This window comes from Streptomyces sp. NPDC002619 (assembly GCF_042889305.1).
Classification (GTDB): Bacteria; Actinomycetota; Actinomycetes; order Streptomycetales; family Streptomycetaceae; genus Streptomyces.
The window spans coordinates 1-23,197 of the sequence record NZ_JBIAQV010000004.1 but is presented as its reverse complement, the minus strand read 5'-3'; the positions used below and the strand labels follow the sequence as shown (position 1 = coordinate 23,197).

At 71.9% G+C, this 23,197-nt stretch carries 20 protein-coding genes and 3 pseudogenes; 10 read left to right on the top strand and 13 right to left on the bottom strand.

Going from position 1 to position 23,197, the window contains the following annotated elements:
• Positions 1 to 41: 41 nt before the first annotated feature.
• Positions 42 to 1,592, top strand: coding sequence for a DUF6519 domain-containing protein (locus ACFYXB_RS09370; RefSeq protein WP_389579609.1), 1,551 nt, complete (start codon positions 42 to 44; stop codon positions 1,590 to 1,592).
• Complete coding sequence (locus ACFYXB_RS09365; RefSeq protein ID WP_389579606.1) at positions 1,592 to 2,485, top strand: peptidoglycan-binding protein; 894 nt, start codon at positions 1,592 to 1,594, stop codon at positions 2,483 to 2,485. Before ACFYXB_RS09370 ends, ACFYXB_RS09365 begins: the two co-directional genes overlap by 1 nt.
• A 21-nt stretch (positions 2,486 to 2,506) precedes the next feature.
• Here the strand turns inward: ACFYXB_RS09365 and ACFYXB_RS09360 are convergent, their stop codons facing one another.
• Entirely contained in the window at positions 2,507 to 2,899 is a 393-nt protein-coding gene (locus ACFYXB_RS09360) for a DUF5997 family protein (protein ID WP_351349378.1), read from the bottom strand.
• Positions 2,900 to 2,957: 58 nt separating this feature from the next.
• Here ACFYXB_RS09360 and ACFYXB_RS09355 point away from each other — a divergent pair, with 58 nt between their 5' ends.
• A complete protein-coding gene (locus ACFYXB_RS09355; protein WP_389579603.1) occupies positions 2,958 to 3,698 on the top strand; it encodes a LysR family substrate-binding domain-containing protein in 741 nt (246 codons plus the stop codon).
• Between the two features lie 250 nt (positions 3,699 to 3,948).
• On the opposite strand, the gene ACFYXB_RS09350 is transcribed toward ACFYXB_RS09355, so the two are convergent.
• Both ACFYXB_RS09350 and ACFYXB_RS09345 read right to left on the bottom strand, forming a co-directional pair.
• Positions 3,949 to 5,379 carry an MFS transporter gene (locus ACFYXB_RS09350; protein ID WP_389579601.1) on the bottom strand — a complete coding sequence of 477 codons (1,431 nt, stop codon included), beginning with the start codon at positions 5,377 to 5,379 and terminating at the stop codon, positions 3,949 to 3,951.
• Positions 5,380 to 5,644: 265 nt separating this feature from the next.
• Positions 5,645 to 5,740: pseudogene (locus ACFYXB_RS09345) on the bottom strand (Lrp/AsnC family transcriptional regulator); the annotation flags it as partial.
• A 1-nt stretch (position 5,741) separates the two neighbouring features.
• On the opposite strand from ACFYXB_RS09345, the pseudogene ACFYXB_RS09340 reads away from it, so the two are divergent.
• Positions 5,742 to 6,318, top strand: a pseudogene (locus ACFYXB_RS09340) (hypothetical protein); the annotation flags it as partial.
• A gap of 107 nt (positions 6,319 to 6,425) precedes the next feature.
• The gene (locus tag ACFYXB_RS09335) at positions 6,426 to 7,457 is read left to right on the top strand and encodes a lactonase family protein (RefSeq protein WP_351349370.1); all 1,032 of its coding nucleotides are present in this window, start codon (positions 6,426 to 6,428) and stop codon (positions 7,455 to 7,457) included.
• 79 nt (positions 7,458 to 7,536) lie between these two features.
• On the opposite strand, the gene ACFYXB_RS09330 is transcribed toward ACFYXB_RS09335, so the two are convergent.
• From ACFYXB_RS09330 to ACFYXB_RS09320, 3 genes are all read right to left on the bottom strand, one after another.
• Positions 7,537 to 8,460 (bottom strand): sirohydrochlorin chelatase, encoded by a 924-nt coding sequence (locus ACFYXB_RS09330; RefSeq protein ID WP_388501848.1) that lies wholly within the window; start codon positions 8,458 to 8,460, stop codon positions 7,537 to 7,539.
• A 295-nt stretch (positions 8,461 to 8,755) separates the two neighbouring features.
• Entirely contained in the window at positions 8,756 to 9,433 is a 678-nt protein-coding gene (locus ACFYXB_RS09325; RefSeq protein ID WP_389579597.1) for a uracil-DNA glycosylase, read from the bottom strand.
• Between the two features lie 58 nt (positions 9,434 to 9,491).
• Complete coding sequence (locus tag ACFYXB_RS09320; protein WP_389579594.1) at positions 9,492 to 10,577, bottom strand: WD40/YVTN/BNR-like repeat-containing protein; 1,086 nt, start codon at positions 10,575 to 10,577, stop codon at positions 9,492 to 9,494.
• Between the two features lie 316 nt (positions 10,578 to 10,893).
• On the opposite strand from ACFYXB_RS09320, the gene ACFYXB_RS09315 reads away from it, so the two are divergent.
• The gene (locus tag ACFYXB_RS09315) at positions 10,894 to 11,478 is read left to right on the top strand and encodes a hypothetical protein (protein WP_389579591.1); all 585 of its coding nucleotides are present in this window, start codon (positions 10,894 to 10,896) and stop codon (positions 11,476 to 11,478) included.
• Between the two features lie 39 nt (positions 11,479 to 11,517).
• Here the strand turns inward: ACFYXB_RS09315 and ACFYXB_RS09310 are convergent, their stop codons facing one another.
• Both ACFYXB_RS09310 and ACFYXB_RS09305 read right to left on the bottom strand, forming a co-directional pair.
• Positions 11,518 to 13,485 carry a HEAT repeat domain-containing protein gene (locus ACFYXB_RS09310; RefSeq protein ID WP_389580232.1) on the bottom strand — a complete coding sequence of 656 codons (1,968 nt, stop codon included), beginning with the start codon at positions 13,483 to 13,485 and terminating at the stop codon, positions 11,518 to 11,520.
• 167 nt (positions 13,486 to 13,652) lie between these two features.
• Positions 13,653 to 15,308, bottom strand: a complete 1,656-nt coding sequence (locus ACFYXB_RS09305) for an acyl-CoA dehydrogenase family protein (protein WP_389579588.1) — start codon at positions 15,306 to 15,308, stop codon at positions 13,653 to 13,655.
• A 71-nt stretch (positions 15,309 to 15,379) separates the two neighbouring features.
• Between ACFYXB_RS09305 and ACFYXB_RS09300 the strand changes: the two genes are divergently transcribed.
• Positions 15,380 to 16,138, top strand: a complete 759-nt coding sequence (locus ACFYXB_RS09300; RefSeq protein WP_351349355.1) for a PaaX family transcriptional regulator C-terminal domain-containing protein — start codon at positions 15,380 to 15,382, stop codon at positions 16,136 to 16,138.
• A 514-nt stretch (positions 16,139 to 16,652) separates the two neighbouring features.
• On the opposite strand, the gene ACFYXB_RS09295 is transcribed toward ACFYXB_RS09300, so the two are convergent.
• Positions 16,653 to 17,198, bottom strand: coding sequence for a hypothetical protein (locus ACFYXB_RS09295; protein WP_389579585.1), 546 nt, complete (start codon positions 17,196 to 17,198; stop codon positions 16,653 to 16,655).
• A gap of 172 nt (positions 17,199 to 17,370) precedes the next feature.
• On the opposite strand from ACFYXB_RS09295, the gene ACFYXB_RS09290 reads away from it, so the two are divergent.
• Positions 17,371 to 18,315, top strand: coding sequence for a DUF5996 family protein (locus tag ACFYXB_RS09290; RefSeq protein WP_389580230.1), 945 nt, complete (start codon positions 17,371 to 17,373; stop codon positions 18,313 to 18,315).
• 154 nt (positions 18,316 to 18,469) lie between these two features.
• Positions 18,470 to 19,086: pseudogene (locus ACFYXB_RS09285) on the top strand (SGNH/GDSL hydrolase family protein); the annotation flags it as partial.
• A gap of 12 nt (positions 19,087 to 19,098) precedes the next feature.
• On the opposite strand, the gene ACFYXB_RS09280 reads toward ACFYXB_RS09285, so the two are convergent.
• Complete coding sequence (locus tag ACFYXB_RS09280) at positions 19,099 to 20,184, bottom strand: NADH:flavin oxidoreductase/NADH oxidase (RefSeq protein ID WP_389579583.1); 1,086 nt, start codon at positions 20,182 to 20,184, stop codon at positions 19,099 to 19,101.
• A gap of 122 nt (positions 20,185 to 20,306) precedes the next feature.
• On the opposite strand from ACFYXB_RS09280, the gene ACFYXB_RS09275 reads away from it, so the two are divergent.
• Entirely contained in the window at positions 20,307 to 20,663 is a 357-nt protein-coding gene (locus ACFYXB_RS09275; protein WP_389579581.1) for an ArsR/SmtB family transcription factor, read from the top strand.
• Between the two features lie 93 nt (positions 20,664 to 20,756).
• Here ACFYXB_RS09275 and ACFYXB_RS09270 read toward each other — a convergent pair whose 3' ends face one another.
• The 3 genes from ACFYXB_RS09270 to ACFYXB_RS09260 all read right to left on the bottom strand — a co-directional run bounded on the left by ACFYXB_RS09270 (position 20,757) and on the right by ACFYXB_RS09260 (position 22,734).
• Positions 20,757 to 20,882, bottom strand: a complete 126-nt coding sequence (locus tag ACFYXB_RS09270) for a hypothetical protein (protein WP_389579579.1) — start codon at positions 20,880 to 20,882, stop codon at positions 20,757 to 20,759.
• A 266-nt stretch (positions 20,883 to 21,148) separates the two neighbouring features.
• Positions 21,149 to 21,853 (bottom strand): sigma-70 family RNA polymerase sigma factor, encoded by a 705-nt coding sequence (locus ACFYXB_RS09265; RefSeq protein ID WP_389579576.1) that lies wholly within the window; start codon positions 21,851 to 21,853, stop codon positions 21,149 to 21,151.
• 89 nt (positions 21,854 to 21,942) lie between these two features.
• The gene (locus ACFYXB_RS09260) at positions 21,943 to 22,734 is read right to left on the bottom strand and encodes a hypothetical protein (protein WP_389579574.1); all 792 of its coding nucleotides are present in this window, start codon (positions 22,732 to 22,734) and stop codon (positions 21,943 to 21,945) included.
• Positions 22,735 to 23,197 lie beyond the last annotated feature (463 nt).

Sequence of the window (23,197 nt, the reverse complement as noted above, 5' to 3'; positions counted from 1 at the left end):
ACGACCCACCCGCAGAATTCCGAACCAGGGGGACCCCCTTCATGCACGCCGATCTCTCCCGCTCCACCTTCCGTCCGGAGCGGCACTACTCCGCGGTCGTCGCCCAGCAGGGCCGCGTCCAGCTCGACGCCGACCTCAACGAACAGGCCGCCATCCAGCTCCACCGCGAGCGCATCCTCGTCGCCGACCTGATCGGCCGGCACGGCGGCCCGCGCGACGCCACCGGTTTCCGCATCGAGTACGTGGGCGGCAAGCACGACATCGACACCCTGTACATCCATGGCGGCCGCTACTACGTCGACGGCATCCTGGTCGACGCCGACCGCCCCGCGCCCGGCACGCCGGTACCGGACGAGGGCGCCGAGGACGAGCAGCCGGCGCCCGCGAAGACGTACTGGGACTACTGGGACCAGCCCGACGGCTTCCGCGACCCGGAGAAGCCCGGCGACCGGCTGCCCTCGCCCACCCCGTCGCCGTTCCTCGTCTACCTCCAGGTCTGGGAACGCGCCGTGAACGCCGCCGAGGACCCGGCCCTGCGCGAGGTCGCCCTCGGCGCGGCGTTGCCCGACACCGCCGTCCGCGCCAAGGTCGTCTGGCAGGTGCTGCCCCTGTCCCTCGGCGAGCTGGAGATCGAGGATGCCGAGCCGTCCAAGGAGGTCGTCCGGGCCGCCTTCGACCGCTGGGCGCAGCGCCGATCCACCGCCACGGCACGGCTCGCCGCACGCAGCGAACGGCCCGAGCACGCCGACGACGACCCGTGCCTGGTCCGCCCCGACGCGCGCTACCGCGGCCCGGAGAACCAGCTGTACCGCGTCGAGGTCCACGCGGGCGGCGACGCGAAGAACGCCACGTTCAAGTGGTCCCGCGAGAACGGTTCAGTGGTCTTCCCGGTCGACGAACTCGACGGCACCTGGATGCAGCTGGCGTCCCTCGGCGTCGACGACAAACTCGACCTGGACGTCGGTGACTTCGTCGAGTTCACGGACACCGCGTACGCCTCCCGCCGCGAGGCGCTGCCCCTGCTGCGGGTCGAGGAACTGGACCTGCCCGGCCGCCGCGTCCGCCTGTCCGCCGAACCCGCCCCGGGCGTCGGACGGCTGCCGCACCTGCACCCGTTCCTGCGCCGCTGGGACCACCACGAGGGCGCGAGGCGCAAGGGCCGTACGACGGCGCTGAAGGGCGGCGCCGTTCCCGTCACCGAGGGGGAGTGGCTGCCCCTGGAGGACGGCGTGGAGATCTACTTCGCCCAGGGCGGCGGCTACCGCACCGGCGACCACTGGCTGATCCCCGCCCGCACCGCCACCGGCGGTGTCGAGTGGCCCACCGACCCGGCCCGTCGCCCCCTGCTGCGCGAACCGGCCGGCATCGCCTTGCACTACGCGCCGCTGGCCCTGGTCAAGGGCGAGGAGAGTGCCGTGGACCTGCGGCTCGCCTTCGGCCCGCTGGCCAGCAGCATCCCGGCCGCGGACGAGGCCACCCTGGCCGCCGAGGCCCGGGCCGCGCGGGAGGAACAGGCGGCCGAGGCCGACCCCTCCGGAGGCCGTTCGCAGACCACGGCGGCGGCGGAGGCCGCCGCGGAAGGAGACGAGTGATGGCCCAGCCGCTGAGCGCGTCGAAGCTGGTGGAGATCCTGCGCGCGGAGGGCGTGACCGTCCACGAGGTGCGCGACTGGCGCCACCACAACCGCAACACCAAGGGCCCCTGGGGCCCGGTGAACGGCGTGATGATCCACCACACCGTCACCTCGGGCACCGAGAACTCCGTCAACATCTGCTACAACGGCTACTCCGGGCTGCCCGGCCCGCTGTGCCACGGCGTCATCGACAAGCAGGGCCACGTCCATCTCGTCGGCAACGGCCGCGCCAACCACGCGGGACTCGGCGACAGCGACGTCCTGCGCGCCGTGGTCGACGAGACGACCCTGCCCCACGACAACGAGGCCGACACCGACGGCAACCGGCACTTCTACGGCTTCGAGTGCATCAACCTCGGCGACGGCAGGGACCCCTGGCCCGAGGCGCAGAAGGAGGCCATCGAGAGGGTCGCCGCCGCAATCTGCCGCCACCACGGCTGGTCCGAGCGCTCCGTCATCGGCCACAAGGAGTGGCAGCCGGGCAAGCAGGACCCGCGCGGCTTCACGATGGACGGCATGCGCAAGCGGATCGCCGACCGGCTGGCCGGAAAGGGCGGCGGCAAGGACCCGGGAGACCCGCACAAGCCCGCGCCCAAGCCGAAGTACGCGCCCTTCCCGGGCAGCGGCTTCTTCCACATCGGGCAGAAGTCACCCGTGATCACGGCCATGGGCCGCCGCCTGGTCGCGGAGGGCTGCAGCCACTACGAGAGCGGGCCGAGCCCCGAATGGACCGAGGCCGACCGCAAGTCCTACACCGCCTGGCAGCACAAGCTGGGCTTCAAGGGCAAGGACGCGGACGGCATCCCCGGCAAGGTCAGCTGGGACCGGCTGAAGGTGCCGTCGGACAGCTGAGACGGTGCGCCCGGCTTGGGCTCAGCCCTGCTGGGCGCCCTTCTCCTTCTTCAGGTCCTTGATCCGGTCCGCTTCCTTGCGGACCTCGGCCTGGGTGGCGCGCTCCTTCTCCAGCCACTCGGGCTGTTCCTGCCGCAGCGCCTCGATCTGCTCGGTGGTGAGCGGCTCGGTGACCCCGCCGCGCGCCAGGCCCGCGATGGAGACGCCCAGCCGCGCCGCGACCACCGGGCGGGGGTGCGGACCGTTGCGTCGCAGTTCCTGCAGCCACTCGGGCGGGTTGTTCTGAAGCTCGTTCAGCTCGGCACGCGAGACGACACCCTCCTGGAACTCGGCGGGGGTGGCGGGGAGGTACACGCCCAGCTTCTTCGCCGCGGTCGCGGGCTTCATCGTCTGGGTGCTCTGCTGCGACTTCATGAGGTCAAGGGTATCGGCCGCGTACGGGACGTCCGACCACGGCCGGTAACCTGGCCTGGTGACAGGCTCGCAGGAAACACCGTCGTTCCGGCTCGCGTACGTCCCCGGAGTGACGCCCGCCAAGTGGGTGCGGATCTGGCACGAGCGCCTGCCCGACATCCCGCTCACCCTCGTCCAGGTGACACCGGCGGAAGCGTCCGAGGTGCTGCGCGACGGCAGGGCGGACGCGGGTTTCGTACGGCTGCCGGTCGATCGTACGTTCTTCAGCGCGATCCCCCTCTACACCGAGACGACGGTGGTCGTCGTCCCCAAGGACCACCTGATCACCGCGGCGGACGAGGTGACGCTGGACGACCTCGCCGACGAGGTCGTCCTCCACCCCCTCGACGACGTCTTCGAGTGGGACGCCCCTCCGGGGGAGCCCGCCTTCGAGCGCCCGGCGACCACGGCGGACGCGATCGAGCTCGTCGCGGCCGGCGTGGGCCTCCTCCTTGTCCCGCAGTCGCTGGCCCGCCTCCACCACCGCCGGGACCTCACCTACCGCACGGTCGTGGACGCTCCCCAGTCGAGCGTGGCCCTGTCCTGGCCCGAGGAGGCCACCACCGACCTGGTCGAGGACTTCATCGGCATCGTGCGCGGACGCACGGTCAACAGCACGCGCGGCCGTACCACTCCGCAGGACCAGCCCAAGCGCCCGGAAGCACGTCAAAAGCCGGCGGCGGGCAGGTCGACGACGGGCCGCACTCCCCGCGGCCGCGCCGGCGCCCCGAAGCGCGGCAAGCCCCGACGCCGGTCCTAGGCCCTGTCGTCAAACTCCCGCCTGCCTCGAGACGCCATGCACGCTGCCCCACTGCCTGAAGGGCGTGGGAGGTGCCCCCACTCGCAGCACCGGGCCCCGGCCCACGTACATCCAGTACGAGGGCCAGAGCCCAGCACGCCGAGAGCACGCTCCCCCACTCTCGGCTTCGCTCGAGCGGGGGGGACCCCCACGACGCCGCAAGGCCCGACCTCCGGGCGGACGACGGGAGTTTGACGACAGGACCTGGGAACTAGCGCCGGATGACGTCCGACCTCTCTTGCATGTCCGCCACCGCCAGGCCCAACGCCGCCACCACGAACAGCAACGCCGTCGCGAGGCCCAGCTGGAGCGCGCCGGACGGGCGGCCGTGGTTGGCGATGTGCGCGAAGTACACCGCCCCGACCGCGGCGATCCCCGACGCCGACCCGATCCGCTGACCGGTCTGCAGCATCCCTCCGGCGGCCCCGGCGCGCCGCACCGGCACCCGTGCGAGCGTCAGTGTGGTGTTGGGGGAGACGGTCAGCCCGGAGCCGATCCCGGCGACGAGCAGCGGCAGCGCGGCGGCCCACCCCATGCCGTCACCCGGCACGAGCCGCACGGCGGCGATGGTGCCTAGCAGTCCCAGTCCCACCCCGCACAGTCCGAACACCGCGAGACCGCGGCCGTAGCGGACGACCAGCCGCCCGCCGACCAGCGCGGCGGCCGCCGAGCCGACCGCGAACGGCATCGCCGCGACACCGGCCGCCAGCGCGCTGTAGCCCATGCTGTTCTGCAGGAACAGCGAGTACAGGAAGAAGACCGAGGTGAATCCGGCGAAATACACCATGCTCAGCAGCGCGCCGAGCGTGAACGACCGCAGGGCGAACAGCCGCAGATCCACCAGTGGCCCCTTCCGGAGCCGCCCCTGCCGCCGCTCCCACACCCAGAACGCCACGAGGAGTGCGACGGCGACGGGGATCAGCAGCCACTTGCGCCGCCCGGGCCACGCCTGTTCCTGCACCAGGGGCAGCATCAGGGCCAGCGCCCCGGCGCCGAGCAGCAGCACGCCCGGCACGTCGAACCCCTCGCGCGAGTCCTTCCGGGGCGCGGACGCGGGCACCACCCGCAGCGCCGCGGCGAACACCGCGAGGCCGACCGGCAGGTTGACGAAGAACACCCAGCGCCAGCTGCCGGACGCCTGGATCAGCAGACCGCCGGCCAGCGGGCCGACGGCGGTGGAAACGGCGACGACACTGGCGAACGCGGCAAAGGCGCGGGCGCGCTCGGAGCCCTGGAACATCTGCTGGATCAGCCCCGAGCTCTGTGGCGCGATCAGGCCGCCCGCCATGCCCTGCAGCAGCCGGAACACCACCAGCCATGTACCGGTCGGCGCCAGTCCGCACGCCGCCGACGCCAGGGTGAACAGCGCGATCCCGGTCAGGAGGGTCTCCCGGCGCCCGCGCAGGTCGCCGAGCCGGCCCGCGGGCACTAGGGCCAGGCCGTACGTGAGTGAGTACCCGGAGATCACCAATGACAGGTCCGCCTGGGCGGCGTGCAGTCCCCGCTCCATCGACGGCAGCGCCACGTTCACGATCGACGTGTCGAGCAGGGTCATGAAGCCCGCTGTCAGACAGACCGCGAGCGCCTTCCAGCGCCGGTCGTCCGCGACGGGATCGGACTGCGGCGCCTGGACCGTCGTCATGCGGCCTCGGGGTTCACGAACTCGGTCATGCGGGAGGTGGGCATGCGGCTCGCCTTCTCGTGCAGTGGTGAGCTCACCGTAAGAACGGACGCCGTCACCGCGCTCGTCGTGACCGGGCCACTCGACCGCGGCTTCGGGCACGTGGACCGGGCGTGCGGCGGCCGGGCGCCCGGTCGGGGACGGGCGGGCCGGACTGGTTCGTACGGGTGGCGGCGGTGACGTACGGGAGCACGACGCGGCGCATGCCGACGTCCGGCAGAGCACTACGGGCCGCCCGGCCGACCGATTCGACCAGCGGCAGCAGCCGGTGCGGGACGCGCTCACGCAGCGCGACCTCCGTGCGGGTGCACACCACGCCCGGGTTCGTGCTGCCCGTCACCACCCGCACCACCACCGATGCCTGGATCCAGCGCGCCCTGCGCTGTGTCCACGCCTGCACGGCCGAGGCGGCCGCGCGCCGCCGGATCGCCGACCGCCGAGGCCGCCGCGCTGTGTCCACGCCTGCACGGCCGAGGCGGCCGCGCGCCGCCGGATCGCCGACCGCCGATCCGGCGCCGCGCGTGGCCGAACTCGAGCAGTTGCTGGGCCGGGTACGGTTCTCCGTCGCCCCGCTAGTGCACCCCCCGAACCCGATGCTCGGCCGCAAGCGCCGCGCCCGTCGGGTCCTCGCCCTGCTTGACCACTGCGCCCGTGAGATCCGCGGTCTGGTCGCGGTCGCCGCCGGACCCGGAGGCCTCCCACGGCGCGCGTCTCGCCGCCACCTGCTGGCGCGTCGAAGCGGCCGTCGCGGCGCTCACCGAGGGCTCCGAACACATCTCCTGGGCCGGTGAAGCGCCCGTCGAGCCCGCGCTCGCCCACCTCCACCGACTCGAGCGCGCCCTGGCCGACCTCGCCGAGCCCCTGCGCGCTTCCTCGGGCTCGCGGCTCGTCGGCGCCTGAGTACGCGTTCCCCGGCTCCCGGCGGGACTTCACCCACTTGGTCTAGACCGCAGGAGATCGACTGCTACCGTCGGCCCCGGAACCGCACGGACCGAGAGGGGACACCGATGGCAGACGTCGGCAGGCGCCGTAGGGCGTTCATCGGGTCGTTCACGGCGGCGGGCGGCCTCGGTGTCGTGACGGCCGCCGTCCACGCGGAAAGCGGCGGCCTGGCCCTGCGCGACAGCGTCGACGGCCTTCCCGACCCGTCCTACCTGGCGCTCTCGCCCGACGGGGGCACCCTCTACACGGTCAGCGAGACGGCCGACGGGGCGGTGGCCGCGTACCGCGTTCATGGCGACCGGCCGGAGCTCGCCGGGCCGCCGGTGCCGATCGGCGCCAGCGGGCCCACGCACCTCAGCCTGTACGACGGGCACGTACTCACGGCCAACTACGGCTCGGGCAGCGTCACCGCGGTGCCCGTCCGCGCCGACGGCACCCTCGACGGAGCCCCTTCCGGGCTGCTCCAGCACAGCGGTTCCGGCCCGCACGAGCGCCGCCAGCGCGGCCCGCACGCCCACCAGGTGCAGCCCGACCCCAGCGGCCGCTGGGCGGTCAGCGTCGACCTCGGCACCGACTCGGTACGGGTGTGCACCCTGGACCGCGGCACGCCCGCGCTGCACCGCGAGATCGCCCTACGCCCCGGCTCCGGCCCCCGCCACCTCGCCTTTCACCCGGACGGCGGATACGCCTACGTCCTCAACGAACTCACCCCCACCGTCACCGTGTGCCGCTGGGACGCCACGAGTGGCTCCCTGAAACCGCTGACCGAGACACCCGTCCTGCGGGACGCGCCGGCCGGTGACGCCTACCCGTCCGGCGTCGTCGTGTCGCCCGACGGCCGCTTCGTATGGACCGCGACCCGCGGTGAGGACGTCCTGTCCGCGTTCGCCGTCGAGGGCGAGGCGCTCCGCCTGACCGGCACGGTGCCCTGCGGCGGCGAGTGGCCGCGCGCGCTCGCCGAGAGCGGCGGCTTCCTCTACTCGGCCAACGAGCGCTCCGGGAACGTGACCTGGTTCGCGATCGACACCGAGACGGGCATGCCGCGCTACGACGGCTCGGTGGAGGTTCCCGCGGCCTCCTGCGTCGTCTTCGGCTGAGCCCCGCCAACACGTGGGCCAAGGGCCCGCTCCCATGCGAGGAGCGGGCCCTGAGTCGTGCGGGTGGTGCCGTGGCGCGTCAGCGCACCGGGGTGCTCTGCTGCTGCGGCGGGGCGATGCCCAGCGCCGTCGTGTACTTGGCCAGGGCGAGCTTGCCGATCGCGGGGTACGCGCCCAGCGCCTCCGCGGTGGCGCAGCCCACCTCGGCGGCGGCCGCCTCCAGCAGGGCCGGCTCGATCTCGGGGCCGATCAGGTACGGCGCCAGCGCCAGCTGCTGCGAGCCCGAGGCACGCAGCTGCTCGGCGACGGAGGCGATCGCACCGTCCTGGTCGAGGGCGGCGGCCATCACCGGCACGGCGAGGCGGGCGGCGAGCAGCATGCCGGTGATCCCGGCGGCCTGCACGGCCTCGTCCCCGCCGACGGAGGCCAGGATGATGCCGTCCGCGGCGGTCGCGACGGTGAACAGGCGGGCGCGGTCCGCGCGGGCCAGGCTCGCCTCGGACAGGCGCACGTGCAGCGCCTCCGCCAGCAGCGGGTGCGGGCCGAGGACGTCGGTCAGCTCGGCGGCGATCCGGCTGTCCATGACGGCCTGGCGGACCCGGCGCAGCAGTGCGCTGTCCGGACCGGCGAGCAGCGGCACGACGACGGCGACGGGGCCGTCCGGCTCCTTGGCCTCGGCACCGGCGGCCACGGCCTGCTCGTAGCGGGCGGTGCGCTCGCCGGCGGCGTGCGCGAGGACGGCCTGGAGCGTGGGGTACTCCGCGTCGTCCCCGTCCAGGTACCCGATCCGGGCGTCCAGGCCGGGCAGCTCGGAGCGCGCGATGCTCACGACCTCCTCGGCGAGGCTGCGCGTCGCGGCGCTGGGCGTGCCCGGCACCGCGAGGACGAGCGCGGGCGCGCCCTCGGGAGCCACCAGCGGTTCGGGGCGGCGGTGCCGTCCGGACTGGCGGGGTCGCGGCATTCGTACTGGCAGGCCGGACGCGGGCCCAGTGGGGGAGCTCATGGCGCCGCATGTTACTGGCTCACTGGGCTCCCCTGTTCGGGGAGGGTGCAGGCGAGCGGTATCCGTCCGGTTTTGTCCGATGAGTTACGTACGGATCGCAAGCGGGAGGCTTGCCATTCCGTAGCAGTTCACGCCAAAGGCAGGACAGGGAGGACTATTTGCCGGTCCCTTCGCGGTCGAGAATGTCAATCCCGCTTTATGGTCATCAGGTAGGGCACTTCTTCCTCACCTGGCAGGGTGAACCGTCCGGCCACGACCGGGTCGTCCGGGCGCGGCCGGCCACCTGAGAAACCTGTCACGGCAGGCGCCAGTCCACCGGCTGTCCCCCCTGTTGGATCAGCAGGTCGTTGGCGCGGCTGAACGGGCGGGAGCCGAAGAAGCCGCGGTCGGCCGACATGGGTGAGGGATGGGCGGACTCGACGGCCGGCAGGTTGCCCAGGAGCGGACGGAGGTTGCGGGCGTCGCGGCCCCACAGGATCGACACGAGCGGTTTGCCGCGCCCGGCCAGGGCCCGTATCGCCTGCTCGGTGACCTCCTCCCAGCCCTTGCCGCGGTGCGCGGCCGGACTGCGCGGGGCCGTGGTGAGCGCCCTGTTGAGCAGCAGCACGCCCTGCTGCGACCACGGCGTCAGATCACCGTTGGACGGCTGGGGCAGGCCCAGGTCGGTGTTCAGCTCCTGGAAGATGTTGATCAGGCTGGGCGGCAGCGGGCGTACCTCCGGCGGGACCGAGAACGACAGGCCCACCGCGTGCCCCGGAGTCGGATACGGGTCCTGACCGACGATCAGGACCCGTACCTCGTCGAAGGGCTGCTGGAAGGCCCGCAGGACGTTCGGCCCGGCCGGCAGGTAGGTGCGTCCCGCGGCGATCTCCGTGCGCAGGAAGTCGCCCATCGAGGCGATCTGTCCGGCCACGGGTTCCAGGGCCTTCGCCCAGCCCGGTTCGACGATTTCATGCAAGGGTCGTGGTGCCACGGGCGTCACCCTACTGCCGTACGCGGGGCGTTGATCAACCCGTGACCGGAGCCTGCCCTCATGCGACGACCGCTGCCCGTACGCAGAGCACGTCCGGCAGATGGGAGGCCAACTGCCGCCAGCTGTCGCCGTCGTCGGCCGACGCGAACACCTCGCCGTTGCGGTTGCCGAAGTACACGCCCGCGGAGTCCGCGTCGTCGGTACACAGCGCGTCGCGCAGCACCGTGCCGTAGTGGTCCTCCGCCGGCAGGCCGGCCGTCAACGGCTCCCAGGTCTTGCCCGCGTCCGCCGTGCGGAAGACCCGGCAGCGACGGTCGGCGGGCACCCGGTCGGCGTCGGCGTTGATCGGGAAGACGTACGCCGTGTCGCCACGCCGCGGATGGGCCGCCACCGCGAAGCCGAACGTGGACGGCAGGCCGTCGCCGATGTCCGTCCAGTGCGCGCCCGTGTCGTCGCTGCGGTACACACCCCAGTGGTTCTGCAGGTACAGCCGGTCCGGGCTGCTCGCGTCCTGTGCGATCTTGTGCACGCACTGGCCGAACTCGGGGTTCGGATCGGGGAGGAACACCGCGGACACGCCGGAGTTGGACGGGGTCCAGCTCGTACCGCCGTCCGTCGTGCGGAACACGCCGGCCGTCGAGACGGCGACGGTCACCGCCTTGGGGTCGCGCCGGTCGGTGACGACGGTGTGCAGCCCCTCGCCACCGCCGCCCGGCACCCACTGCGAGCGCGTGGGGTGCTCCCACAGGGGCCGGACCAGCTCGAAGCTCTCCCCGCGGTCCACCGAGCGGTACAGGGCCGCCGGTTCCGTGCCCGCGTAGATCACGTCCGGTTCGGCCGCCGCCGGGTGCAGCTGCCAGACCCGCTCCAGTGAAGCGCCGGTGTTCTTGGGGAACTTGACGGCGGCCTGGGCCGGTTCGGTCCAGGTGCGGCCCAGGTCGTCGGAGTGGAACACGGACGGGCCCCAGTGGGAGCTGTCGCCGCCGGCCAGCAGCCGCGGGGTGGCGCCGCGGGTGTCGATGGCGATCGAGTAGATCGCCTGTGCGTTGAAGTAGGGAGTCTCGTCGAACTCCCAGGCGCCACCTCGCCGTCGCCCGATGAACAGACCCTTTCGGGTGCCCACGGCGAGCAGTACCTCGGTCATGCCGATCACCTCCGGGACGTCTTCGTCACAGGTTGTCCTCAGACACGGGCCAGTCTGCACCCCACCACTGACAGTCACCCCCGGCACCGCATTAATTGCAGGTCAGGCCGGTGCCGCCGGCCTGTCGCGCTCAGCCCGGCGGGCGGAGGCGGTCCGCCCGCCCCGGCATAAGCCTGCGCGGGCGGGTCCGCTGGTGCGACCGTCGAATACCGGACTCGCCGTGGCAAGGACGTGAGCGAGGACGTGAGCAGGGAGGCGACTTCTCCCGTATGGGAGTGCGGTTCGGCCTGTCGATGTGCGCGTGAGGAGGAAGCCGTTGAAGGCGTTCCGTGGTCCGAAGGTGTGGCTGTGGTGCTGGCGGCGCAACCCGCTCAAGCGCCGTGCCGACACGGTGGAGGCCTGGGTGCTGCTCGGCGCCTGGCTGCTCACCGTCCTCGCCGGGGTGGTGGCGGGTCTTGCGGCGACGCGGACCGTGGAGCACGGGCTGGCCCGGCAACGCGCCGAGTGGCACCCGGTCGTGGCCCGGGTCACCGAGCGGGCGCCGGGTGCGTCCGCCCCGGACGCCAACACCCCGAGCGGTGACCGGGTGTGGGCGAAGGTGCGCTGGAGCGTGCCCGGCGGCTCCACCCGCACCGGCCAGGCCCGCGTCCTGCCCGGCAGCGCGGCCGGCACCCCGGTCACCGTCTGGACGGACTCCCGGGGCCGTCTGGTGACGCGAACGACCGCCGCGGACCAGGCCCGCTTCCGCTCCGCCTTCGTAGGTGCCCTGGTGGGCGTGAGCGCGGCGACCGTCCCCTTCGTCGCCGGCCTCGCCCTGCGCGGCCGACTGGAACGACGGCGGATGGACCGCTGGGACGCGGAGTGGGCACGTCTCGGACCGCAGTGGGGGCGGACGACGTGAGGGCCGTGCCCCCCGCACCCCGCCCGCCACATCTGGCCCTCATCGTCTCACCAGCACCTCCCGGCACACCCGCAACAGCCCTTCGTCCTCCGGGATGTCATGGCTCCCGAACCCGCCCCGCCGTGCCATGTGCCGCCGTACGGAGGCGACTTCCGTCTTCAGCAGGTCCCACAGGGGCGCGCCCGCCGGCCCCATGTCGGCGAGGCAGCGGGCGATCGGGCCGCGCGTGTGTGGGCTCGTCGTCCAAGCGGCGCGGAACACCGGCAGGACGGGGACCGGGTCGCCGCCGATCCGCCACAGCGCACATGCGGCCGAGACCCGCTCCCGCACCCGGTCCGAGCCGGTCATCCGGTGCAGGCCGGGCAGCGCCGACCGAGCCGCGGGGCCCAGCCGGGCCAGCGCGTCGGCGGCCGCGCGGTGCCCCGACCGTGCGCCCGCCAACTCCCGCAGCAGCACGGGAAGTACGACCGTCCCGTCTCCTTCGAGCGACCACAGCGCGTCCGCCGCCGCAATCGCGTGCTGCGAGTCCAGCAGGTCCCGTACCAGCGGGGCGACCGGTCGTACAGCGGTCCCCAGAGAACCCAGCGTCCGGAGCGCCTGCCCCACCACCGGCTCCCGTGTGCCGCGCAGCAGTCGCAGCACCTCCGGCGCAGCCTCCGTGTCACCCAGGGCGGCGAGTGCGGCCAGCAGCGGCAGGGCACGGTCGGCGGCATCGGGGTCGTCGGGCGCGACCCGTCCCAGCCGGCGGCGCAGTGCGGGCGCGAGCGGGGCCGCGGCGGGGCCCAGGTGGACGACGGCATGCCCCAGGTCGTCGGGGACGACCGCTCCGGCCAGCACGTCGGCCAGTGCCGGTACGGCCCGTGGATCGCCGCTCCTGGCCAGGGCCTTTAGCACGCCGCCCAGTGTCGGCGTCCCACGCTCCCACCGGTGCACCTGCAGCCCGGGCCGGGCGGTGAGCAGTGCGTCGAGCGCGTCGGCGGCGGGAGCGGCCAGTTCGAACAGTTCCGCGAGAACGGAGACCGCCGCGTCCCGCAACTGGTCCTCCTCGGCGCCCAGTTGCGCACCGATCAGCGCTACGGGTCCGGCATGATCGCCGCGCCAGCCGCGGAACAGGCCCGCGGACATCCACGCGGCGTTGCACCGGTCGATCGGGTCCGGGCTGGTCAACTGCCCGGTGAGCAGGGCGATCCGGTCGCCCACCCGGTCGCCGAGCGCGTTGTGGAGGGTGCGCAGCAGGTGCGAGCCCTCCTCGTCCGAGGGTCGCAACCGCCGTATCCGCCCCACGAGGGTGTCCGTTTCGGGGTGAACCGGCACGTCCGGCCGGTGCGCGGAGCGGTCCCTGAGCAGCCGGACCGCCGTCGGCACCAGGTCGTCCGGCAGCCGCTCGGGTGCGCTCAGCGCGAGCTGGCCCAGCGCGGCCAGCCGGAGCCCCGGGCCGTACGGCGGGCCGCTGTGCTCGGTCAGGAGACCGATCGCCGGGGCGGCGTCCGCGGGATGCTGCCGGACGAGCAGGCCGAGGGCCTCGGTCAGCGCGAGCAGGACCCGGTCGTCCCGCTCCACCGTGACGCGCTGCCACAACAAGGCCAGCACGCGCGCGGGTTGGTCGAGGAACCGGACCAGCGCGCCCGGCACCGCGCGCCGCACCCCGGGATCCGGGTCCCCGGCGAGCGAGGCGAAGACCTCGGCCCGGGCGTGCACCGCGGCACCGGCCAGCGTACTGCCGCCGTCCGCGCCCACCGTGCCGATGCTGGCCAGCAGTTCGACCAGGCCGCCCCGGTCCGGCACCTCCTCGCGGGCCACGAGTGAGAACAGGAAGGGGACACAGGCGAGCGTCGAGTCGTACACGTTCCCCTGGTGGTGCACCGAGCCGTACAACTCGTCGAGCGCGACCTCCCGTTCGGCCCGGTCGGCGGAGGCGAGGCACCTCAATAACGCGGGCACGTCCTCCGCACTGCCGTACGCATGCCGAAGCGAGGCCCAGTCGACCTCGTCGATCCCCGTGAACACGTTGTCCTCCCAGGTGAGTACCCCCTCATCGCGAGTGTGCACCACGCCACCGACAACGAAGTGGAATCGAGTGGGCACTGTGTGCGATCCGTCGGCCGACATCGGCCACGTACGGCGTGCCGGACCGACGGAGACGACCCTGACCTCGGGTTCCCCAGGCAGAGGGATCAGTTCGCGCCAGGCAGCGCCCGCTCCAGGATCGCGTCGATGCCGGCCCCGCCCGGCAGGGTGCCGAACGAGTGGCCCCAGTCGCCGCCGAGCCGGGACGCGCAGAACGCGTCCGCCACCGCGGGCGGGGCGTACCGGACCAGCAGGGAGGCCTGGAGCGCCAGGGCCATCAGCTCCACCAGGCGGCGTGCGCCCACCTGGTCGGCCTCGGTCAGCCGCTCCTTCAGCCGGGCCACCGTCGCGTCCAGCCGGGCGTCCGCCCCGCGTGCGAGGGCGAGTTCGGCGAACAGCGCCTGAGCGGTGGCGGAGTCACGGCCGAGCGCCCGCAGCACGTCGAGCGCGTTGACGTTCCCCGAGCCCTCCCAGATCGACAGCAGAGGGGCCTCCCGGTAGTGGCGCGGCATGCCCGACTCCTCCACGTACCCGTTGCCGCCCAGGCACTCCAGGGCCTCCGCGGTGAAGGCCGGGCCTCGCTTGGTGACCCAGTACTTGCCGACGGCGGTGGCGATCCGCCGGAAGGCCTGCTCGCCGGCGTCCCCGCGCACCGCCCGGTCCGCCGCTCCGGCCAGCCGCAGGGTGAGCGTAGTGGCGGCCTCGGACTCCAGCGCCAGATCGGCCAGGACGTTGCGCATCAGCGGCTGGTCGATCAATCGGGCACCGAACGCGCTGCGGTGGCGCACATGGTGGCCCGCCTCGACGAGGGTCTTGCGCATCAGGGTCGCCGAGGACATCACACAGTCCAGCCGGGTGCAGTTGACCATCTCGATGATCGTCTTCACACCCCGGCCCTCGGGACCGACCAGCCAGGCCACGGTCCCGTCGAACTCCGGCTCGGAGGACGCGTTCGAGCGGTTGCCGAGCTTGTCCTTCAGCCGCTGGATGCGGAACGTGTTGCGGCTGCCGTCCGGCAGAACCCGCGGCACCAGGAAGCAGGACAGCCCGCCCGGAGCCTGCGCCAGCACCAGGAAGACGTCGCACATGGGCGCCGAGGTGAACCACTTGTGCCCGCGCAGCGTGTACACGCCGGGCTCGGCGGTGGGCGTGGCCGCGGTGGTGTTCGTCCGGACGTCGGAGCCGCCCTGCTTCTCGGTCATGCCCATGCCGGCCAGAAGACCGGGCTTCTCCGTGGGCACCCGCAGCTCCGGGTCGTACTCCCGGCTCGTCAGCAGCGGCTCGTAGACCTTCGCGAGCTCCGGCTGGGCGCGCAGCGCGGGCACGGCGGCGTACGTCATCGACGTCGGACAGCCGTGCCCCGACTCCGTGTGCCCCCACACCAACCCGCCCGCCGTACGCGCCACATGGGCGCCGGGACGGTCGTCCGCCCACGGCGCGCCCGCCAGGCCCTCGGCGACCGCGGTCCGCATCAGATGGTGCCAGCTCGGGTGGAACTCCACCTCGTCGACCCGGTTGCCGTACCGGTCGTGCGTGCGCAGCTCCGGCTCGTGGCGGTTGGCCTGCTCGCCCCATTCTTGCGCCTGGGCGCTGCCGGCCCGCAGGCCGAGCCGCCGGACACTGTCCTCGGCCCAGCCCGCGCCCTCCCGGCGCAGGCCCTCGAGGAGGGCGGCGTCCTCGGATGCGTCGTAGGGGGCCAGCGGCGGGGCCTGGTTGGTGACGTCGTGGGTGGCGGACGGCGGCTGCACGGGTGTGGGTGTCATACCGCTATGTTGCATGATTCATACGGTCGTAGCAATGATGCAACAAGAAGGCGCACGTAGAGTACGGGCTCATGCGGATGAACGTCTCTGTGCAGCCCGGCGAGGTCGACCTGCGGCCGCTGTCCGCCCGGTCGGTCGTGCTGAGCCTGCTGCTCGGCACGCATCCGCCCGAGTTGCCGGTGAAGGATCTGGTGCGGCTGGTCGAGCCCTTCGGCGTCGGCGGCTCCACCCTGCGGGCCGCGCTCAGCCGCATGGTGGCCGCCGGTGACCTGCGGCGCACGGACGCCGTCTACGGGCTCAGCGAACGGCTGCTGGCCCGGCAGCGCCGCCAGGACGACGCGGTGCACCCGCGCACGCGCGCGTGGGACGGCGACTGGGAGATGGTGGTGATCACGGCGACGGGCCGCGGCCCCGCCGAACGCGCAGAGCTGCGCGCCAGGTTGACCGCTCTGCGGCTGGCCGAACTGAGGGAGGGTGTCTGGCTGCGGCCGGCCAACCTGAGCCGCACGCTGCCGGACGACCTGGAGCCCGTCGCCCAGACCTACACGGCCCGGCCGGGCCTGCCCCCGCGTGACCTGGTCGCGGGACTGTGGCCGCTCGACGCCTGGGCCGGTACATCCCGGGCCCTGCTGGCCCATGTGGCCGGCGCCGACCGCCCGGCCGACCGGCTCACCGCCTTCGCCGCGGTCGTCCGCCATCTGCTCACCGATCCCGTCCTGCCCGCCGAGCTCCTGCCTGCCGACTGGCCGGGCACACACCTGCGCGCCGCGTACGCGGACTACCAGCGCGAGCTCACCGGATCGGTCGGGCGGCGGGAGGGGCGGGACTGACGCGGTGACCATGCGGAGCGCCGTGCGGGGACGCTCAGTATGGCCGGGCTCCGGCAGGGCTCACTTGTACGGCGAGCGTGGCGTTCGCGACCTACCTCGCGACGGCCGCCGGCCCAGCTCATGCCTGGAACCGAGGACCTCCTTACGAGGCTGATCCGCAGCGGTTGGAGCCATTGCGTGCCGTCACTGAGCGCCCACACTGGACTCGAAGCACGTGGCGATGCTGCGCCGGACCACAGGGGACCTCGACGGCATCACGCATTCAGGGTCGGTGACCTTCCTTCGGCAGCTCTTGTTCGGCCCGGACCACCTTGCCGGTCATTGTCCCGGAGCGCCTGTCATGTGCCCGGCTGCTGGGCGCCGGGGAGCAGGCCCGTGTGTCGTACTCATGGCCCGCCCCTTCCTGCTGCCGGACTCCCTCCAGGTGGATGAGAACGACGCCAGGAGGAGTGAGCCACAAGGCCACTGGCCGCACGACACGATAATAGGGTGAAAATTGGTACTAAAGGGATAACTAGCTCGATGGTGCCGACATGCCAGCCTCGACGGAGGGTGGAGGCAAGCGACGCCCCGGCCCCCACTCCTGCATCCAGGTCTTCGTGTGAAGGAAGTCACCGCCATGTTCGACGCGAGCACCTACGACCCGATCTCGCCGCACGTGACTGCGGAGGAAATCGGCAGGCACACCCAGGAGTCCCGACAGCAGGCAGAGGAGGTGGGCAGCCGGGTCGGCAACCGGGCAGAATTCACGCTGGTCGGGCCGGTGATCCAGCCGACCGGTCCGTCCGTCTTCCGTGAACGGGCGAAGAAGGCACAGATCGAGGCGCCCTATTGGGAGGGACGGCTCGGCACCGTGCACGATCTGCGCGTATGTCTGATCAACAACGATCAGCAGTTGCTCTTCGCTGCCGCCTACAGCGATGAATTCATGCCTTACGTGCGGGATGTCATTCGTTGGCGCAGCGGTGCGCCGCTCGCCCTGTCGCCCGACAAGGAGGATCCCGACCTGGCGGCCGACCCGACGCGCAACAACGACTTCCTCTACGACGACGATCCGCACGGACAACACGTGCCACACGGCGCCCACATCCGGCGCGTCAACCCTCGGGACAGCCTCAAGGACAGTGTGGTCGCCGTCAACACGCACCGGCTGATCCGGCGCGGCGCGGCCTACGGACCAGGACGCCGGAGACCGCGAGTTGACCGAGCGAGCGAGGCCCTTAGGAGGCATGATGACTTGGCGGACGTCACAGCAGGTCGAGATCTGGCCACGGCTGCGGGTCGTGGACTGGGTCGAGACCCGAGACACCCTGCACATGTGGACCCAGATCGTCGGCAAGATCCGACTGGCCCACGCACCCATGGTCAACCACTGGTGGCAGGTCACCTTTTACGTCACCCCGCGGGGGTTGACCACTTCCGCGATCCCGTACCGAACTGGTGCGTTCGATATCGAGTTCGACTTCGTGGACCACCGGCTACTCATTCGTGTCAACAACGGAAGCCGGCGTGTGCTGACGCTGGAGCCCAAACCGGTAGCCCGGTTCTACGCCGAGACCATGGGCGCGCTGGGCGAGCTGGGCATCCAGACGCGCATACACCCGCGGCCGAACGAGGTGGACCCGGCCATCCCGTTCGCGGATGACTACCGGCACGCCTCCTACGACCCGCACGCGGCGCGGCTGTTCTGGGGCCAACTGCTGTGGGCGAGTCGGGCGTTCGAGGAGTTCCGGTCCCGTTTCGTCGGCAAGGCCAGCCCAGTGCACGTTTTCTGGGGGTCGATGGACCTGGCCTGCACCCGTTTCTCCGGACGGCCCGCTCCGCCGCATCCCCCGGGCGGTGTCCCCAACTTGCCGAACAGGGTGACGAGGGAGGCCTACTCAGCTGAGATGTCCAGCTGCGGGTTCTGGCCGGGCGGCGGTAAGGAGGGCGCGTTCTATGCCTACGCCTATCCCGAACCAGCCGGGTTCGCCGACTGTCCGGTCCGCCCCGCAGAGGCGTCGTACCAGCGGGAGAGCGGTGAGTTCGTGCTGCCCTATGAGGCGGTTGCCACCGCCGCCGATCCGGACCGGGTGCTGAGCGAATTTCTGCATTGCACCTACGAGGCGACCGCCGAGTTGGGCGGCTGGAACCGTGCAGCATTGGAGGCCGACTCAAACCTCTGGGAACACCACTGACAGCAGACATATGGCCTGGCCGGCACCGCGCTTGGGGATCTCGGTTCCGGCGGGAGCTGTTCCGTGCCCGGCCGGGGCTGCGGCTGCAGGCATGCGCTCGGCCTGGGCCCGGGATTCCACGCGCGTGGTCCTGGAGTTCAGGCATTTCGGAGCGGCGGTGGCCGTCCTCGGTGACTCCCTGACCGACGGCCGCGGCTCCACGACCAACGGCAACGACCGCCGGCCCGACCAGCTCTTCGACCGCCTCCGGTCCCACCCCGCCACCGCGGACGTCGCGATCCTCAACCAGGCCGCGGACGGCAACCGCGTCCTCAACGACGGCCTCGGCCCCAACGTCCTGGCCCGTCTGGACCGCGACGTTTTTTCCCGCAGCGGCGTCACCTACCTGATCGTCTTCGAGGGCGTCAACGACATCGGCACCGCCGACGCCACCCCCCGAGGCGCAGCGCCGCACCACCGACGACCTGACCGGGGCCTATGAACAGATCGTGGTCCGTGCCCACGCCCTGGGCATCCGCGTCCACGGCGCGACGCTGCTGTCCTTCGGCGGCAACACCATGTACGACGACCCGGCGGGGGAGCGCGAGGCGTCCCGGCAGCGGGTGAACGACTGGATCCGCGCGCGGCCACTTCGACGCGGTGATCGACTTCGACCGCGCGGTACGGGACCCGGCCGACCCGCACCGGCTGCAGCCCGACCTCACGGACGGCGACTGGCTGCACCTCGATCCGCGCGGCTACGGCGTGTCGGCCGAGTTGTTCCGCCGCTGACGGACCGAACGCTCAGCCGGCCCGGCCGTACTGGTCCGGCACCGGCACCCCCACGTCCGCGCCCAGCTCCCGCGCCGCGTGCCGTGCCCAGGACGGGTTGCGCAGCAGCTCACGGCCCAGCAGCACCGCGTCGGCCTCGCCGTTGGCCACGATCTTCGCCGCCTGTCCGGCGTCGGTGATCAGGCCGACGGCGGCCACCGGCATCGGCGTCTCGGCCTTGACCCGGGCGGCGAACGGGACCTGATAGCCGGGGCCGACCTCGATGCGGGCGCCGGAGACGTTGCCGCCGGTGGAGACGTCGAGGAGGTCGATGCCGTGCGCGTGCAGTTCGGCCGCGAAGCGCACGGTGTCGTCCCCCGTCCAGCCGCCCTCGTCCAGCCAGTCGGTCGCGGAGATCCGGAAGAACAGCGGCTTGTCGTCCGGCCACACCTCCCGTACGGCGTCCACGACGTCGAGGGCGAAGCGTGTGCGGTTCTCGTACGAGCCGCCGTAGGCGTCGGTGCGGTGGTTGGAGTGCGGGGAGAGGAACTCGTTGACCAGATAGCCGTGGGCGCCGTGGATCTCGGCGACTTCGAAGCCCGCGGCGAGCGCGCGGCGGGCAGCGTCCGCGAACTGGCCGACAATCTCGCGAATTTGATCCACCGTCAGCTCGTCCGGCACCGGGTGGCCGTCGGCGTGGGCGAGCGGGCTCGGGGCCAGCGGCTGCCAGCCGTGGGCCTCGGGTCCGACCGGGGCGCCGCCCATCCAGGGGCGCTCGGTCGAGGCCTTGCGGCCGGCGTGCCCGAGCTGGATTCCCGGCACCGTGCCGTGCGCGGCCAGGAAGCCGGTGATCCGGCGGAAGGCCTCGACCTGGGTGTCGTTCCAGATGCCCAGGTCGTACGGCGAGATCCGGCCCTCGGGCGAGACGGCGGTAGCCTCCATGATGATCAGGCCGGTGCCGCCCGTCGCCCGTGCCGCGTAGTGGGCGACGTGCCAGTCGCGCGGCACTCCCGCCTGTGCGCCCTCCGGCTCGGCCGAGTACTGGCACATCGGGGGCATCCACACCCGGTTGGGGATGGTCAGTTCGCGCAGAGTGTAGGGCTCGAAGAGTGCGCTCACTGCGGACTCCATTCGTCGTCACGAGGCCGGTGGTCTCTCGTACGATAGACATCGTAGTACGGCGGGTGTCAAACTACGATGTGTTTCGTACAATAGGCGCTCCAGGACGAAGGCGAGCCGCCGTGACCAGTACCGCCGCGACAGGCCGCGAGCTTCCGCACCCCGGGCGCGACGAGATCCGGCTCGAGGCTGTGCTGCACGCGCTCTCCGACCCGGTGCGACTGCGGATCGTAAGAGAGCTCGCCGCCGACGGTGACGAGCTCTCCTGTTCGTACTTCGACCTGCCGGTCACCAAGTCGACGACCACCCACCACTTCCGGGTGCTGCGCGAGAGCGGCGTCATCCGGCAGGTCTACCGGGGCACGGCCAAGATGAACGGCCTGCGCAGGGACGACCTGGACGACCTTTTCCCGGGGCTGCTCGACGGCATCCTCGCCGCCGTCGACCGGCAGACTGCCCGGCTGGGCGCCGGCGGCTGAACCGGCCTTCGAGGGAAGGTGGTTGAAGAGCAGGTTCAGCACGATGGCCGTCGGACAGCCCGCGCTGATACCGCTGGCGGGGTTCCGGCTCTGCTAAGGCTCCCAGTCGAAATGCAGGCCGTGCTCGACCGCCTCGACGTGTGCTGCATTGTGCAGCGCCTCGTCTTGGGAGCTGTCGGTCAGGCCCCGTACGCCGAAGTAGCCGATGACGGCCGCCACGGCGATGCCGATCCGGGGGGCGATACGAAGACCTCTGCGGGATGAGGCTCCGGTCGGCGGCGAAACACGTGGCGAACGACCTGGCAAAGCCCGGGACACCACATGACGGGCGCGCCAGGCGCAGAGGCGGACAACGCTTCCGGCGCGTCCCGTTGCCGGGGCTGCTCTCCACCGGATTGAGCCGACTCGCAGGGCCCCTGCATCCGCTGTCTGGTTGCGACGAGACGGCGGTGCGGGCCTCACACCCGCGCACGGATTGCAGCGCCTCACGACGCGACCGAGCCTTCGACAGAGCCATTGATCGTGCGGGACAGGAGCCCGCGCTGGCGTGCGGCGTCGGTAAGCATCCCCTGCAGACACCGTCGCCCGTAGTGCAACCGGGATTTCGCGGTGCTGGGTGGGATGCTCAGGATCTCCGCGATCTCCACGGGGGAGAAGTCTTCAACGTAGGCCAGGTATACAACGATCGCGAGCTTCCGCGGGAGTCGCTGCAGCGCGACTTTCACCGCATGGTCCGACAGCCGGCCCAAAGCCTGCGCCTCGGCGGTCTGGGGAACATGCAACGTCGGGCGTCCGGTGTCCGGCAACCGGCCGATGGGGCGTCGCGTCGGAGAGCTTGAGCGCACCGGGCGCTGTCGCTCGCCACGGACATCGAGCGCGGTGTCGGCCAGGACCCGGAACAGCCACATCCTAGGATCTGTCTGCCAGGCCAACGACCCGAAGGCGTCGAAAGCCCTGAGGTAGGTCTGCTGAATCAGGTCCTCGGCATCGCGGCGGTCGCGGGTCATCTGTACCGCGGCCGCGTACAACCGGTCGATGAACGGCATGGCCACACGCTGGAAGAGCACGATGAGTTCGGCTGGATCCGCCGCGGCGGTGGGAGGGCCGTTCAACGTGCCGGCGTTCAGCCGAGCAGCGGTCTCGTAGTCAGTGCCATCAGTGACAGGGATGCGTCGATCCTGATGCAGCAAGACGTCTCGTTGTATGCGACGACTGCTCACGCGCGTCTCTTTCTCGTGCGGTGTCGGGAGGGAAGCCAGGCCCGGGACGGTGCTCGGGCTCACTGCTGCCTTCCTGAGCCATTGGGAACTGCAGGACGGCGATGCTGTCCTCGGCCGGGACGCCAGAGGTCCGGCAGACCGGCCGCCGCTGCTCGCCCACGGTGCTGGCCGTTGGGGAGAAACACGCCGGGCACGTGGAGGACGATCACGCTGCTCAGTACGTCGGTGCAGTGAACTCGGCCGGCTCGGAACGTTCCGCCGCCGGCGGCGTTGATCAGGGAGAAGCCGAGACGCCCGGCTTCTGCGGTCGCGGCCTGGATGGCTCTTTCAACTTCAACCCTGGAGTCGTCGGTGACGCCGGCGGCTTCCCGCGGTCGGGATGATCCCTTCCGGGTCACGGCCGTACGGCCGCTGACCGTCACCGGGGCTCCCTCGGCGGCCAGGGCGTATACCGGCGCCCGGCCGATGCTGCTGCCGCCTGCGTGGACGAGGGTTGTCTCGCCTGCGAACTGCTGGGTCATTTCCTTGTGCTGTCTTTCCTGTCGAGGCCGTGTGGGGCGGGGGCCGGGACGCAACCGTTTGGCCGGCGTCACCGCGCGCGATGCGCGGGCACGTGTCGCGTCGCTGAGCTCGGTTCGGGCCTCGTCGATGTTGCTCACGACCAGGTACAGGCCCTGGGCAGAGCCCGGTGCTGCGGAGCTGACACCGGTGCCGAAGATGATCGAGCACGAGGAGCCGGGCGGGGTGAACTGCACCACGCGAAAGTCCTCATCGACGACGAAGTCGCCGTCCGGCCGCCACCCCAGGGCCCCGTGGAAGGTCTTGGCCCGGTCGACGTCGGCGACCGGCATCACGGCAACCCCCTAGTTTCATTTCCATGATCGCTACTCCTGTTCTGCTGCTGTCAACAGCCTCTGTTCCTGCCGCTGAGGGGTGGATCGTGGTGTCCACGGTGTCGACCTGCATCGGCAGACACCGCGTCACCTTGCGTCTGTTCTCAAGCGAGGGTCGTAACGACACCGGCTCGCGCCGGCCGGGTGCGAGCCCGGCGCCGTCCGGTGCGTGACTGCCGCTGTCCCGAGCCGGGCTCAGTCGCCCGCGCGCGCTTCATGGGGCACTGAGACAAGGCCCCGATTCGGATCGCTCAGCCGGTCGCCTCGGCAGGGGACGACTCAGCGCGGCCGCCGGTCTTCGGCCCGGGCGGTCCCTCCCCCGGTGGTGGGTGCTGCGGGTTGCCGCAGGAACAGGGTGAGCACGGCGGAGAGGAAGGCGATGCCGCCGGCCAGGTAGTACGCGCCGCTGTAGCCCCAGGCG